The 14,760-nt window shown below is 62.0% G+C and carries 15 protein-coding genes; 14 read left to right on the top strand and 1 reads right to left on the bottom strand.

What is annotated here, in order from left to right; translation table 11 throughout:
- Positions 1 to 23: 23 nt before the first annotated feature.
- The 14 genes from prfA to P8L30_08240 all read left to right on the top strand — a co-directional run bounded on the left by prfA (position 24) and on the right by P8L30_08240 (position 14,232).
- Complete coding sequence (gene prfA / locus P8L30_08305; GenBank protein ID MDG2240190.1) at positions 24 to 1,121, top strand: peptide chain release factor 1; 1,098 nt, start codon at positions 24 to 26, stop codon at positions 1,119 to 1,121.
- Positions 1,118 to 1,999 carry a peptide chain release factor N(5)-glutamine methyltransferase gene (gene prmC / locus P8L30_08300; protein MDG2240189.1) on the top strand — a complete coding sequence of 294 codons (882 nt, stop codon included), beginning with the start codon at positions 1,118 to 1,120 and terminating at the stop codon, positions 1,997 to 1,999. The genes prfA and prmC overlap by 4 nt, the downstream gene beginning before the upstream one ends.
- 29 nt (positions 2,000 to 2,028) lie before the next feature.
- Positions 2,029 to 2,385, top strand: coding sequence for a YlbF family regulator (locus P8L30_08295; GenBank protein ID MDG2240188.1), 357 nt, complete (start codon positions 2,029 to 2,031; stop codon positions 2,383 to 2,385).
- Positions 2,386 to 2,425: 40 nt separating this feature from the next.
- The gene (locus P8L30_08290) at positions 2,426 to 3,739 is read left to right on the top strand and encodes an inositol-3-phosphate synthase (GenBank protein MDG2240187.1); all 1,314 of its coding nucleotides are present in this window, start codon (positions 2,426 to 2,428) and stop codon (positions 3,737 to 3,739) included.
- An 11-nt stretch (positions 3,740 to 3,750) separates the two neighbouring features.
- Complete coding sequence (gene tmk / locus P8L30_08285) at positions 3,751 to 4,398, top strand: dTMP kinase (protein MDG2240186.1); 648 nt, start codon at positions 3,751 to 3,753, stop codon at positions 4,396 to 4,398.
- 35 nt (positions 4,399 to 4,433) lie between these two features.
- On the top strand, positions 4,434 to 6,056 hold the full coding sequence (locus P8L30_08280; GenBank protein ID MDG2240185.1) for a S41 family peptidase: 1,623 nt from the start codon (positions 4,434 to 4,436) through the stop codon (positions 6,054 to 6,056).
- Positions 6,057 to 6,161: 105 nt separating this feature from the next.
- The gene (locus P8L30_08275; protein MDG2240184.1) at positions 6,162 to 7,157 is read left to right on the top strand and encodes an asparaginase; all 996 of its coding nucleotides are present in this window, start codon (positions 6,162 to 6,164) and stop codon (positions 7,155 to 7,157) included.
- On the top strand, positions 7,154 to 7,768 hold the full coding sequence (locus tag P8L30_08270) for a carboxymuconolactone decarboxylase family protein (protein MDG2240183.1): 615 nt from the start codon (positions 7,154 to 7,156) through the stop codon (positions 7,766 to 7,768). Before P8L30_08275 ends, P8L30_08270 begins: the two co-directional genes overlap by 4 nt.
- Before the next feature lies 1 nt (position 7,769).
- Positions 7,770 to 8,795 (top strand): GTPase ObgE, encoded by a 1,026-nt coding sequence (gene obgE / locus P8L30_08265; protein MDG2240182.1) that lies wholly within the window; start codon positions 7,770 to 7,772, stop codon positions 8,793 to 8,795.
- Positions 8,783 to 9,880, top strand: a complete 1,098-nt coding sequence (dprA, locus tag P8L30_08260) for a DNA-processing protein DprA (GenBank protein ID MDG2240181.1) — start codon at positions 8,783 to 8,785, stop codon at positions 9,878 to 9,880. The genes obgE and dprA overlap by 13 nt, the downstream gene beginning before the upstream one ends.
- Positions 9,881 to 9,883: 3 nt before the next feature.
- Entirely contained in the window at positions 9,884 to 11,023 is a 1,140-nt protein-coding gene (hemW, locus tag P8L30_08255; GenBank protein MDG2240180.1) for a radical SAM family heme chaperone HemW, read from the top strand.
- Between the two features lie 31 nt (positions 11,024 to 11,054).
- The gene (gene hrcA / locus P8L30_08250) at positions 11,055 to 12,128 is read left to right on the top strand and encodes a heat-inducible transcriptional repressor HrcA (GenBank protein MDG2240179.1); all 1,074 of its coding nucleotides are present in this window, start codon (positions 11,055 to 11,057) and stop codon (positions 12,126 to 12,128) included.
- Positions 12,129 to 12,190: 62 nt separating this feature from the next.
- Entirely contained in the window at positions 12,191 to 13,354 is a 1,164-nt protein-coding gene (dnaJ, locus tag P8L30_08245; protein MDG2240178.1) for a molecular chaperone DnaJ, read from the top strand.
- A complete protein-coding gene (locus tag P8L30_08240) occupies positions 13,351 to 14,232 on the top strand; it encodes a 50S ribosomal protein L11 methyltransferase (protein MDG2240177.1) in 882 nt (293 codons plus the stop codon). Before dnaJ ends, P8L30_08240 begins: the two co-directional genes overlap by 4 nt.
- On the opposite strand, the gene P8L30_08235 is transcribed toward P8L30_08240, so the two are convergent.
- Positions 14,229 to 14,651: a hypothetical protein gene (locus P8L30_08235; protein MDG2240176.1), complete on the bottom strand. Its 423-nt coding sequence runs from the start codon at positions 14,649 to 14,651 to the stop codon at positions 14,229 to 14,231. The two genes, P8L30_08240 and P8L30_08235, sit on opposite strands and share 4 nt — an antisense overlap.
- Positions 14,652 to 14,760: the final 109 nt, after the last annotated feature.

The following is a 14,760-nucleotide window of genomic DNA, read 5'->3' as shown; positions in this document are numbered from 1 at the left end:
CTCTTTGAGTTGAGGCTCACATTATGAAGTCTCTGACCCTCGACCCCCGTCTTGAAGATCGGCTCCGTCACGCGGAACGCCGCTTCGGGGAGGTCGACTCCGAGCTCGCGAGCCCCGAGGCACTCGCCAGTCCCGATCGTCTCAGGGAATTAGGTCGGGAACGGGCGCATCTCGACCAGTTGGTCACGGCCAGTCGAGAACTCTCGACAGCCATTGAAGAGCACCAGGGTGCCGGAGAACTCCTCGGCGAGACGGACGATCCTGAGATGAAGGCGATGGCCGAAGAGGAAATCGCCGACCTCGAAGGGCGCATCGAGATGCTCATTCTTCGGGTGCGCGAGCTCCTGATCCCACCCGACCCTCTCGCAGATCGCGCGGCGGTGGTCGAGATCCGGGCTGGCGCCGGGGGGGACGAAGCAGGCCTGTTCGTTGCTGATCTCATGCGAATGTACCGGCGGCTCGCGGAGCGAGTCGGCTGGAAGCTCGAACTCTTGAGTCTATCCGAAGGAATCCCGGGCTCCATCAAAGAGGTGATCTTCACCCTGAATGGGCGCGGAGTGTACGGCAGGCTGCGCTACGAGTCCGGAGTGCATCGAGTCCAGCGTGTACCGTCCACGGAGAGCCAGGGACGCATTCATACCTCGGCTGCCTCGGTCGCCGTTTTGCCTGAGGCGGAGGAGGTCGATTTGAAGATCGACCCCAGCGACCTCAGGATTGACGTCTTCAGGTCTTCCGGGCCAGGTGGCCAGTCGGTGAATACGACGGATTCGGCGGTGCGGATCACGCACCTCCCGACCGGTACCGTAGCCACCTGTCAGGACGAGAAATCGCAGCTAAAGAACAAGGTCAAGGCGATGAAGGTCCTCCGGAGTCGGATCCTGGATAGCATCATCGCGGAGCGCGAAGCAGAACGCTCCCGCGAGCGGAATTCTCAGATCGGCACCGGTGATCGCTCGGCTAAGATTCGGACGTACAATTTTCCGCAGAGCCGCGTGACGGATCACCGCATCGGGCTGACGCTTCATAGTCTCAGCGCCGTCCTCGACGGTGAGTTGGATGAGATCATTGCCGCACTTCGGCTCGCAGAGGAGCAGGAACGTCTCGAGGCAGCCGAGGCGTGAGCGAAGAGAATTGGACCGTTCTCCGCATGATGGAATGGAGCGGAGGGTACCTAGAAGGGAAGGGAGTCGAGCGAGGTCGACTGGATGCCGAGCACCTATTGGCGGACGTGCTCGGCCTCGAGCGACTCCAGTTGTATCTGCAGTTCGATCGGCCGCTTCAGCCGGCAGAGCTGGATCGGTATCGTCCGCTTCTGAAACGACGCGCGCAAAGAGAGCCACTTCAGTACATTTTGGGCCGGGCCGCTTTCCGGGAGTTGGAACTTGAGGTAGGTGAAGGTGTGCTGATTCCGCGCCCGGAAACCGAGATCCTCTTGGACGAAGTGTTCGAGTGGGCTCGAGGCGAGGAGTCGACTGAGATGGCTGCGCTGGATCTCGGCACCGGATCAGGAGCGATCGCGTTGTCGTTGCTGCACGAGGGACCGTTTACGCGTGTGGTGGCCACAGATGTATCGGACACGGCGCTGGCCATGGCCAAGAAGAATGCCGAAGCCAATGGGCTGGCAGAGGCTGTCGAGTTTCGCGCCGGGCCGTATTTCGATCCGGTCGGAGAAGGGGAGGTGTTCGACCTTGTCGTATCGAACCCGCCCTACGTGGCAGAGGCCGAAGCGGCGACGCTTCAGCCGGAAGTACGGGACTGGGAGCCGGGTGAAGCGCTGTTTTCGGGACCTGACGGATTGGACGCCCTGCGTACCATCACTGCGCAAGCGAGAGGGTATTTGAGGCCGGGCGGGATGTTGGCCCTCGAGGTTGGATCGGGTCAGGCAGGGCTTGTATTGGGCCTGCTGGAGGACACTGAAGAATACACGGACGTAAGGGTGCGGCGTGACCTGACGGATCGCGAGCGAGTAGTTCTTGCTCACGTGGCCCTGACGAACTAATGAATTGACATAGCTTTTGGGAGCGAAAGATGGCGAGTATCTACGAAAAGGCGCTGGAACTCGGGAACGCACTGGCGCGGACCGACGAGTATCAGGCACTCAAGCGGGCGATGGACGCCGCGGACGAAGACCGTGAATTGGTTGAACTCCGTAACCGTATCCAGGCGCTCGAAGAACGTATTGAAGCAGCGATGCGTACGGGCCAAGAGCTCGAGGATGATGTGAAGCAGGCGTACGCTGGAGCTGCTGAAGAACTGCAGTCGAAGGATGGATTCCAGCGTTTGATCGCTGCGCAGTCCAACTTTGAGAAGATCATGATGAAGGTGAATGAGACTGTGGCGAAGGGCATCGAAGAAGGTGCCACCAGCCGCATCATCATGCCTTGATGACCACATACGAAAACCAACCTCAACACGAGACCCATCCGTGAATCAGCCTTCTGAGATTCGACCGGCCACTGGCAAACTCGGTATTCTTCTCCCCGGCTTCGGCGCCGTAGCCACAACGCTCGTCGCGGGTGTGGAGGGTGTCCGTAGGGGCATTGCGTCTCCCATCGGCAGTCTGACCCAGATGAACAGGATTCGTCTGGGCAAGCGTACGGACGAAAGAAACCCGCTCATCAAGGAATTCGTGCCGCTCGCTGGGCTCGAGGATCTCGTTTTCGGGTGCTGGGATCCGATCGCCGACAACGGGTACGAGAGCGCGCTCAACGCTGGGGTGCTCCACAAGGAGAACCACCTCGACCCGATCAAGGACTTCTTGTCCTCGATCAAGCCGATGAAGGCCGCGTTCAGCCCGGACTATGTGAAGAAGCTCGACGGTCCGAACAAGAAGACTGGAAGCAAGTTCGAGCAGGCCGAAGAGATCCGTGGCGACATTCGTCGCTTCATGGAAGAAAACGACTGCGAGCGTGCGGTGATGGTCTGGTGTGCGTCCACGGAAATCTTCCTCCGCCCGGGACCGACGCATGAGACCTTAGAGTCGTTCGAGGCTGCCATGAAGGCCGACGACCCGACCATTGCCCCGAGCATGCTCTATGCGTATGCGGCGATCATGGAAGGGATCCCGTACGCGAACGGTGCCCCGAATTTGTCGGCGGATGTCCCGGCGCTCGAGGACCTGGCCAAAGAGAAGGGTGTGCCGATCGGTGGTAAGGACTTCAAGACGGGTCAGACCCTCATGAAGACCATCCTCGCCCCTGGCTTCAAGACTCGCATGCTCGGTGTGTCCGGCTGGTTCAGCACGAACATTCTCGGAAACCGAGATGGTGAGGTCTTAGACGATCCCGAGTCGTTCAAGACGAAGGAGGAATCCAAGCTCGGAGCACTCGAGCACATCCTCCAGCCGGAGCTCTATCCCGAGCTGTACGACGAGATGTACCACAAGGTGCGGATCAACTACTACCCGCCGCGTGGGGACAACAAGGAAGGCTGGGACAACATCGACATCTTCGGATGGATGGGGTACGGCATGCAGATCAAGGTCGACTTCCTGTGCCGCGACTCGATTCTCGCGGCCCCGATCGTCCTCGACCTGGCGCTATTCATGGACCTAGCGAGCCGTGCCGGGTTCGGCGGCATCCAAGAGTGGCTGTCGTTCTACTTCAAGGCGCCGCAGACCGCACCGGGTCTGTACCCTGAGCACGACATCTTCATCCAGCACTGGAAGCTCAAGAACACGCTTCGCTGGATGATGAAGGAAGAGATGGTGACCCACCTCGGCGTCGAGTACTACGACTAAGAGATGAGCCGATGAGGGCAGGACGTTTCATCGTATTGGAGGGCGGTGACGGTGTTGGTAAAAGCACCCAAGCCGCCCTCCTTTCGTCCTTCATGGATGCGCGAGGCATCCCGCACGTGCTTACGCGGGAGCCCGGAGGGACGCCCGTGGGAGAGGCAATTCGGGAGCTTCTGCTCGGTCGCGCCGACTTCGATATGCCGGCAGAAACCGAGCTGCTCCTGATGCTCGCGGCGCGTGCGACGTTTGTGCGCGATGTGGTTCGACCTGCCTTAGCGGAAGGGAAGGTCGTCTTGGCCGACCGTTTTTCTCTGTCGACTCTGGCCTATCAGGGGTACGGACGTGGTTTGGACTTGGACGACGTCCGGGAGGCTATTCGTATCGCCACCGGCGGCCTCGACGCAGATCTGTACGTCGTACTCGACCTGCCTGCCAGAGAGGGCACCGCCCGGCAGCAACGGGATGGCATGCAACCGGATCGAATCGAGCAGGCGGGAGATGCCTTTCTGGGCCGTGTCAGGGAAGGATATCTTGAGCTGGCGGAGTCCGAGGTGACGGTGCGCACCGTTAGTGCCCGAGGGAAACCAGAAGAGGTGCACATGCGTATTCGGGAGGTCCTGGCCAGGACCTTCCCCGAAACCTTCGGCGAGGACGTGGTATAAGTGAGTGAGGTTGGACCCATTGTGAGGAGATGGCTGTGAGGCGAGGGATCTTTGCACCGGTAGCCGTTGTCGCGTTTGCCATCATGGCCGGCGGGTGGTTGCTGCAAGAAGGGGTCGACCGAGCCGAGAACGTCTACGTGCGTGTGCGCGTGCTCCAAGAGGTCGTCGACCGGGTTGAGTCCAGCTTCGTGGATGAGGTGGACGCCACCGGCCTCTACGATTCCGCCATCGACGGCCTCATCCGGGATCTGGGAGATCCCCACTCGTCGTTCTTGCCCGCAGACGGCTACGAGAATCTCCGCATTCGCACTGAAGGAGAGTACGGTGGCGTCGGCCTCGAAGTCATCGATCGAAATGACCGTGTAACCGTCGTCAGCCCGATCCCCAGCACGCCCGGTGAACGGGCCGGGATTCGTGCGGGTGACCAATTCCACGAAATCGACGGGATTCTTGCGGACACGATGGTCACCGACCAAGCCGTCGAGCTCCTGCGTGGGCGTCCTGGACAGTCCGTCACGGTCAAGATGATCCGGCCTGGAGTCGAGGAGCCGATCGAGTTCACGGTTGAACGAGCGACAATTACGCTGAGGGCGGTTCCTTACGCTTTCATGCTCGAGGACGGCATCGGTTACGTGCCGCTTCAAACAGTGCGCGAGACTTCGTCCCGCGAGGTCCGAGCCGCGGTAGACTCACTTCAGGCTGAAGGCCTAGAGAAGCTCGTGCTCGATCTCCGTGGTAACCCTGGGGGTCTGCTCGACGAAGGGATCGCGGTGTCGGATCTCTTCCTGGACCGCGGACTGTCGATCGTGGAGACGCGAGGCCGGGAGGAGCGTCAAAATGACACCTATGCAGCTTCGGGCCCCGATCGCTACGAGGGCGTCCCCATCGTTGTTCTCGTGGACGGCACCAGCGCGTCCGCTTCCGAGATTATTGCTGGAGCGATCCAAGATCATGATCGGGGAGCTGTGATCGGTGAGACGAGTTACGGCAAAGGTTCTGTGCAGACCCTCTATCGGCTGACGGGTGGCGACGTCCTGCGCCTGACGACCGCTCGCTGGTACACGCCAGTGGGACGCTCCATCACACGTGAGCCCTCCGAAGGGCCAGATTCGCTCGAACGCCTGGTATCGATCTCAGGACAGATGATTACTCCGACGAATCTCTATGAGCGTCCAGAATTCGAGTCCACAGGTGGCCGAGCGGTCTACGGCGGGGGTGGCATCACACCGGACCTTTTCGTAGCTCCGGAAACACTTTCGCCCGCGGAGACCACCGCGGCTTTCAGGATGTTCAGGCGCTGGGGTGCCGTCACGGTTGCACTGTTCAACTACTCAGTCACGTATGTCGCCGACCATCCCGAGCTCGAGCGGGGATTTTCCGTGACAGATGCTGACTTGGACGCGTTCTATTCGACGCTTCCGGAAGGGGGTGCGGAAATCGACCGAGATGACTTTGCCGGGGCGGCGAGGTTCATGCGCTACCATCTCGAACGCGAGATCGCGCTGCAGGCATGGGGCACGGAGGGGCAGTTCGATCACTCATGGAGAGGCGATCGTCAGATCACGACAGCCGTCGAGATGCTTCGTGGGGTGTCGACGACCGAGGAACTCCTCACCGCAGTGTCCGCTGCTGAGATTCGGCAAAATCAGGACCAATGACACCCATGCCCGCGGGTCGCGCGGATATGCGTCCCATTGTGGCATGGATCAGCCCAAGGTTGAGTCCCAAGCTTCAGGGATGTCACCTGGACGAATGAGGCCCGGATGGGCGTAGTCGAAGTCGTACGCGGCGCCGCGGTCGAATCACGGCACAACGTGCATGTCGTTGTTTCGGATTCCCAGGGCGCCGTCGTAGCGAGCGTGGGAGATCCCACCGGGTTGACGTACTACCGGTCAGCGGCCAAACCCATCCAGGCGCTCCCACTGGTGGAAGAGGGCATCGCGGACCGGTTCGGCCTGTCGACTGAGGAGTTGGCCCTGTGCTGCGCATCACACGAAGGTGAGCCAGCGCACGTGGCTGGGGCACGTTCGATCTTGGAAAAAGCGGGGGTGAGTGAGGACCTGCTCCGCTGCGGACCGCACCTGCCGTTTTCGCCTGCTGCCTCACGCGCCGTGATCGAGTCCGGTGAAGCCGCTGAGAGAATTCATAACAACTGCTCGGGGAAACACGCCGGCATGCTCGCGCTCGCGGTCGGGATGGGGTGGGACCCCGTGGACTACCACGAAGCGGCGCACCCCGTGCAAGCACGAATGCTGACAGAGGTGGAACGGTGGACCGGCCTGGACGCCTCTCAGATCCCATCGGGTATCGACGGGTGCGGCATCCTTTGTTTCGCAGTCCCGCTGAACAAGATGGCAGAGTCGATGGCGCGCTTCTCCGACGCTGCCCGGCAGGGTGAGCCCGCGGCGCGTATCGTGTCGGCAATGACTGAACACCCCTTCATGGTCGGGGGAACAGGCCGGACCTGTACAGACGTGATGGCCCAAGCGGATGGCCGAGCTTTTGTGAAGCTCGGAGCAGAGGGCGTGTACGTGGGGGGGATTCCCGCCCAGGGACTCGGCTTTGCGATCAAAGTGCAGGACGGCGGCCGGCGTGCGGTCGAGGTTGCTCTGATCCAAACGCTCGCGGATCTGGATGTGCTCTCCGGTGACGATGTGGCAGCACTCGCGCAGCATGGGAATCCGGATGTCTCGAACACGTGCGACGAGGTGGTCGGTGAGGTGCGTTCTGCGTTTTCGCTCCGGGTGGGCGGGATATGATTTCGTCTTTGACGTCGGACCAGGCAGCCACGGTACGCCTCAGCGCAGCCGTCGCTTCCCGGAACGAAGGCTCTATCAGAGAGGCGATGGGCGTGGCAAAGTTCGTCGCCCCTGCAGTGATTGAAGAGGTTCTCCTGCAGAGTTACCTCTTCCTGGGTTATCCCTTGGCGTTGAACGCGATTGCGCTTTGGCGCTCAGTAAGTGGCGCGCCTGCCCCAACCCAGGCTGCAACGGATCAGGACGTCTGGGCGGAACGCGGACATGACGTGTGTTCGACCGTATACGGCGGTCAGTACGAGGGGCTGAAGAACAACGTTCGTGCGCTGCATCCCGACCTGGAGCGTTGGATGATCGAGGAGGGGTACGGAAAGGTGTTGGGACGGCCGGGCTTCTCCTTGGTAGACAGAGAGTTGAACATTGTCGCACTGTTGGTGGTGTTGGGTGTTCCGCGACAACTCTACTCGCATTTGCGAGGTGCTCTGAACGCAGGTGCGGCGCCCGCGCTGGTGTCCGAGGCATTAGACTTGTCGGCCAACTTCGCCTCCGACGAGAATCGTCGGATCGCTGTAGAGACGTGGGAAGCTGTGCGCGCCCGCTCCAGAGGAAATTGACGTGTTCGTCGACCGTTCCGTAATTGAGATCAAGGCCGGGACCGGAGGTTCGGGTTCGGAGGCCATGCGCCGTGAACGCGGAGTGCCACGTGGCGGCCCAGCGGGTGGTGACGGCGGGAAGGGCGGCGACGTCATCCTGCTAGTGGACGACCAACTCACGACTCTTCTCGACTACTCGTACCGACGACACTACAAAGCGGATCGTGGCATGCACGGCGAGGGGAAGAGCAAGACCGGAAGGTCCGGCGAAGACTTGGTGCTGCGAGTACCTCCCGGGACACTCGTTTACGACGCTGATACCGACGAGTACATCGGTGAACTGCTCGAACCGAGCGCACAGGTCGTGGTAGCCAAAGGGGGGCGAGGCGGTCGAGGGAACACCCACTTCAAGACAGCGACCCAACAGACCCCGCGCAGATGGGAGGCAGGGGAGGAGGGTGAGGAGCGCCGACTTCGCCTGGAACTCAAGCTCATCGCAGACGTCGGACTCGTCGGAGAGCCGAACGCCGGTAAGTCGACCTTTCTGGCCGCTGTGACGGCGGCTCGGCCCAAGGTCGCCGATTATCCGTTCACGACCTTGGCGCCAAATCTCGGGGTCGTGCAACTCAGTGGCTTCCGATCGTTTGTGATTGCGGACATTCCCGGGATCATCGAGGGTGCTCACGAAGGAAAGGGTCTTGGGCATCAGTTCCTTCGCCACATCGAACGGACGCGGACGCTCGCTTTGATGGTCCCGCTGGACTCAGAGGACGTACAGGCCGAGTTCGATGCGCTACGCTCGGAACTCGAGGCTTATTCCGCCGAACTCGCACGCACACCGTTCTGTCTGATCTTGACCAAGACCGACCTGCTCGGTCCGGACGATGAGTTGCCAGAGATCGACGTCGGAGACGCTTGGGCGGTCTTGAGTGTCTCTTCCGTAGCGCGACGAGGACTCGACGAACTTCTCGATGCTCTTTGGACCCAGAGTCGGCTTGCCGAGGCGGCCGACCGTGTCGACGACGACGAGGAGTGGTGGACCCCCTGAGCCGGGCCGGCGATCTGCAAGAGGTGCGCGCCCTTCTTCGTTTGGACGCGATGCCCGACCTGGGCCTACGCACGATCCTTCGGCTTGTAGAAGAGTTCGGGTCCGGCCGCCGTGCCCTGTCTGCACCGGCGAGTGTCTTCGACCAGGTCTGTGGACGAAGGCTCTCCGGAGGACGATGGGATCCAGCCCTCGCGGATCGTGTCGATGCCGGACTGCAAGAGGCGGCGCGTTTTGGGATGACCGTCCGTTCGTGGCGGCACCCTAGGTATCCTGAAGCCTTCCATCACCTCGCCGACCCTCCGCCCGTTCTGTTTCTCCGTGGGGACGAGTCGCTGCTTTCGGCACCTGCTGTCACGATCGTCGGAGCGCGGAGGGTCACCGAGCGCGGACGCGATGTGGCGCATCGGTTAGGTGCCGCCCTGGCTCGGGCGGACGTCACCGTAGTCTCTGGAATGGCCCTTGGGGTAGATGGGGCGGCGCATCGGGGTGCTTTGGCCGCGGGTGGGAAGACCGTCGCCGTGCTGGGCCGAGGTGCCGACCGAGCCTACCCGCGCTCCCACACATCACTCTTCAAGGACATCCTGAAGACGGGACTCATAATGTCGGAGTTTCTCCCCGGGACGCCCGCGCTGCCGCATCACTTTCCTCGACGGAACCGACTGCTGGCCGGACTCGGACACACAGTGGTGGTCGTGGAGGCCGCCAAGCGTAGCGGTTCGCTCATTACCGTGGAGCACGCGCTCGACTTGGGGCTGGATGTTTACGCCGTCCCGGGGCCGATCGAAGAGCCGAATTGTGAGGGGAGTAATGCTCTCTTGGGGGACGGCGCGCTCCCGCTCCTCTCGATTCAGGACTTCGTGGGTCCCTTCGCGAGTCAGGGCACTCCGTCGGAACCGGAGCCCCTGGACCTCGATGAGACGCAGGGCCGAATCTACGACGGACTACAAGGCCAGCCCCTGCATGTGGACGTGGTAGCGGCTCAGGCCGGAATCCCCATCCCCGAAGCACTCGCGGTTCTCGCTGCCTTGGAGATCCTGGGTTTCGTAGAACAGAGTCCCGGCCTTCGCTTTCGTCGCGCTGCCTAGTCGATGGCTACCGAGACCTCGTTTCTGTATGTACACGCGCCGTTCTGCGCGCGCCGCTGCAACTACTGTGACTTCGCCGTTCACGTGAGCCGGACTGGGGACGTCCAAGCGTGGCAGTCTGCGATCGCGGGTGAACTGGCAGCGGTGGAGAACGAGGGGTTGTTTCGACTCTCGGACGAACTGGACACGCTCTACGTTGGAGGAGGTACTCCGTCCCTGCTCGGGGCGGAGGCGATGAAGCGGCTGGCCGAAGTGGTCGGGCCACATCGGTTGGAGGCGGATGGGCTCGAGTGGACGTCCGAGGCCAACCCCGAGAGCCTCACACTCGAACTCGCAAAGGCATGGCGGGCCGCTGGTGTGAACCGGTTGAGTCTCGGGACGCAGACCTTCCATGAGCCGACGCTCAAGTGGATGGGGCGGCTTCACGGATCCGAGGGTGCCACTCAGTCTGTGAAGACGGCCAAAGCTGCCGGATTGTCGAACCTGAGCATCGATCTGATTTTTGGACTGCCCCAGCGGCTTGACCGTGACTGGGGTTCTGACTTGGATCAAGCACTGGCGATGGATGTCCCCCATGTGAGTCTCTACGGACTGACCGTCGAGTCTGGAACGCCGCTCGGGAGGGCCGTGGCCGAGGGCCGGGAGACACCCATCGACGAAGAGCGATACCGAGATGAGTACCTGCTTGCGGCCGAGGTGCTCACCGCGGCGGGCTACGAACACTACGAAGTCTCGAACTTCGCGCGGCCGGGGCGCCGGTCCCTGCACAACACCGCCTATTGGGACGGGTCGGCATACCTCGGCCTGGGTAACGGAGCGCATTCTTATGCTCACCCGGTGCGGAAATGGAACGAGCGCGACTGGCCGATCTATGTCGTGAAGGCCGTGGCTGGGACCTCGCCTGAGGCCGATCGTGAGCGAATTGGAGAGGCTGAACAGCGGCTCGAAACGTATTGGCTTGGGTTGAGGACGGATGCCGGACTCTCGGTCGACGGGCTCGCGCCGGCGCAGCAGGCGCTTGTCGCCAGTTGGGCTGCCCGAGGGTGGACAAAGCGCGTAGAGCCAACGGTGGCGCTCAATGCAGAGGGTTGGCTGCTCCTGGATCGGCTTGCAGTCGAACTCGATGAGGCGGCCACGGGTTGACGGTGGAATCGACCATTTTCGATCTTACCCGATGGATGATCTAGAACGAAGCGGCCTGGTTGGCGCAGAATTGTCGGATCGCGAGCGCAAAGTGCTAGAGGCCGTCGTGCGCACCTACGTCGACACCGCGGAGCCTACGGGCAGCCGGACGGTGTCACGTGGCTTCGGTTTGGGGGTCTCTGCCGCGACGGTTCGAAACACAATGAGCGACCTGGAGGAGAAGGGTTATCTCTTCCACCCGCACACGTCGGCAGGACGCGTGCCCACGGACCTGGCTTATCGGTTCTTTGTGGATCGTCTGATGGAGCCGCGTATTCTGACCCAGGAACAGCGGGTGAGTCTGGAGCGGGAGCTGGACGTCGCGGGTGGCTCGGCAGTGGAACGGCTCGTGCGGCAGGCGACGCGCGCGTTGAGCCTTCTGTCGAACGAACTTGGGGTGGCGGTCGCACCGCGTTTGGACGAGGCCATCCTGGAGAAGCTGGAGTTCATTCAGGTGTCCACGAACAAGGTCGTTCTGGTCGCATCGATTCGAGGCGGGGTCGTTCGGACCGTCTATGTCGATCTTCCGGGCGAAGTGCCACAGGACACACTGATTCGAGTCACTCTCGCCCTCAACGAGCGGCTCGCCGGCCTGTCGCTGCCGGAGATCCGGCGGACGCTGCCGGAAAGGCTGCGGGATTCTCACGTAGGCGAGGATGGTGCTGCTGAGCTCTTGAATATCTTCGTGCAGTCCGGAGCAGAACTCTTCGACCTGCAGGAGCTCGACAGTGCGAAAATCCACCTGGGTCACGCGAGCGTGCTTGCTGCTCAACCCGAGTTCGAGAGTGGGGACCGTCTTAAGAGCCTCATCGAGCTAACTGAGCAAAGGGATCTTCTGGCCCAGACCGTGGGTAATCGCGAACACCGGGGACGAGTCATGATCACGATCGGTGGCGAGAACGCCACCTCCGAGCTCGCCGATTTCACGCTGGTCACCGCGGAATACCGGGCGGGTGACCTTTCCGGCGTCATAGGGGTGATTGGGCCTACGAGGATGCCGTACGAGAAGGTCGTGACCATCGTCGACTACACGTCGTCGCTCGTTACGCGCATGTTGCAGTCGTAAAGAACGAATTCTCTCATCCGTACCCATCCTGGGTGCGGGTTCCGAAGGTTTGAAGGCATTAGATGGTGGACTATTACCAGCTGCTCGGCGTTCCACGGGACGCAGACGGCGAACAGATCAAGAAAGCGTACCGGAAGCTCGCGCTCGAATTTCATCCGGATCGGAACCAAGGCTCGAAAGACGCCGAGGAGAAGTTCAAGGAGGTCACCAAGGCGTACGAGGTGCTGCGCGAGCCTGAGAAGCGCTCCATGTACGACCGTCATGGCGAGCAGGGAGTGCGGGGCGGAGGCGGCCACGGTGGCGGTCAGGGTTTCGACTTCAACGACGCCATCGACATCTTTATGCGGGATTTCGGAGGCTTCGGTGGGGGGATGGAAGATCTCTTCGGAAGGGGTGGCGCGGGCGGCCAACGAACAGCGTCGCGCAAAGGGCAGACGGTTCGCATCCGGCTGCCGCTTACCTTACCCGAAGTCGCCCATGGAGTGACACAGAAGCTCAAGGTCTCTCTACTCGATGAATGTGGGACCTGTGAAGGGAGCGGTGCCAAGGCAGGTACGGCTCCCACGGTCTGTGGCACGTGCGGTGGCGCCGGCGAGGAACGTCATGTACAGCGCTCGGTCTTCGGGCAGTTCGTGAGTGTCCAGCCATGCCGGAGTTGCGGTGGGGAAGGTCGGGTGATCGCCGAGCCGTGTGCTGCGTGCCGAGGTGAGGGACGGGCGCGTTCCGAGAAGGAGATCGAGGTCGAGGTCCCGCCAGGTGTGACATCGGAGAACTTCCTGACCCTACGCGGTCGGGGCAGCGTCGGGCCCCGCGGCGGGCCGCGAGGAGACCTGGTTGTGCTCTTGGAGGTCGAAGATGACCCCCGCTTCGAGCGCGAGGGTTCGAACCTCGTTCACGAACTACCGATCACGTTCGGACAGGCCGCCTTGGGTGACGAGGTCGAAGTGCCGACGATCGACGGTACCGCCAAGGTCACGATTCCGGCCGGGATCCAGAGCGGCGACCTCCTGCGTATGAAGGGGCTGGGACTGCCCGAGCTGAACGGGTATGTGCGGGGGGACCAGATGCTGCAGATCTTCATCTGGACACCGGATGAGCTCAGTGCGGAACAGGAAGAGCTCTTCCGCCGAATGAGAGAGATCGAAGCTCCGGCTCCAGCTGAAATCAAGCGGCGGGCGCACAAGGGCTTCTGGACGAGGGTGAAGGAAGCCTTCTCAGGCGGATGACGTCAGACGGACGGCGCTGGCTGGAGATCGCGGCCCGGTGTGAATCCGTGGTCGGCTCAGACGTCGTAATCGCCGATGCCCTCTTAGCGTTGGGGGGGCGGGCTGTTGTGCAGCAGCACGGGTGGCAAGTTACGCATCTGGCCGAACCCAACGCGACCGAGGGCATCGAGGCCCTTCTTGGACACCAACTGGCGTCGATGACGGGACTCTCGGGCCTGGATGTGAGGATCGGTTGGCAGCCGCATGAGGACTGGGCCGAGTCGTGGAAACGTGGCCTGGCGCCGCGGCGCATTACAGAGCGCCTCGTCGTTCGGCCGTCATGGACTGAATTCGAGCCGGAGCAGGGTGATCTCGTGATTGTGCTCGATCCCGGTATGGCATTCGGTACTGCGGAGCACGGAACTACGAGAGGGTGCCTCAGGCTCCTCGACGGTGTCGTCTCGCCCGGCGAGAATCTCCTCGACGTTGGAGCTGGCTCCGGAATCCTGGCGGTTGCCGCTGCGATGCTTGGCGCGAGCCGCGTAGTCGCCGTGGAAGGCGACTCTCTCGCCTGTGAAGCCCTCGAGGAGAACGTGGACCACAACGGTGTCCGGGACCGCGTCTCCTGGCTTGTGGAGTGGGCGGACAAGAAGAAACTCGCTACTTGGGGTCCGGTGGACGGGCTCATTGCCAACATCGAGAGCGGGATGCTTCGCCCTCTGCTTTCCGGCTTTCGCACAGCGGTAGCTCCAGGTGGTTGGCTGATTCTGTCTGGCATCCTCGCAGAAGAGTGGGACGCGATGCGCGCAGAAACGGAAGCCTATGGCTTCCGTTTCCAGTCACTCGACACCGACGGCGAATGGTGTTCAGGACTGTTCCTGCTTCCAAGCGCCGACTAGGCAGCCTTTTTTCGCACTGCCTCGCGTACCTCACGCTCAGCCAAGGCGATCGCGTACCAACGGCTGATGTCGTATGGCGACGTCAGGTCTATTCCACGCGCGATCCAGCGAACACTCTCTCTCAGCCGTGCACCGGCGGCGGTGGGAGCACCGTCCGGAGACGGATCGGTAGACATCAAGACCCAGGGGTCCACAGAGTACCCGGCAGCTCTGGGGCCGTCGTGATCCCGCCAGGGGCCGGACCAGGGGTCCAGGAGTCGAAAGGTCTCCGGGTGTTCTTCCAGCAGCGTGCGCAGCCGTCCGGGGTCGAGCCCTCGATCGACACGCTCGGCGACGAGTTGCAATAACTCGGAGAGGCGAAGGGCCGGGTGTGGATGGTGCAAGAGGGTCTGTGCTGCGCATTCCGCGATCGGATTCATGGAGCCTCCAGTCTTGAATTACACCCCGGGGGGCGTGAGAACGCTGCAAAGTTCGAGATTGTTCAGCCGTGGTGACATGACGGATGGGGACACATTTCGTGACTGGGGC

This window comes from Longimicrobiales bacterium (assembly GCA_029245345.1).
Classification (GTDB): domain Bacteria; phylum Gemmatimonadota; class Gemmatimonadetes; order Longimicrobiales; family Gaopeijiaceae; genus CALFPJ01.
The sequence above is the reverse complement of the archived record's forward strand: the minus strand, read 5'-3'. Positions and strand labels throughout refer to the sequence as shown.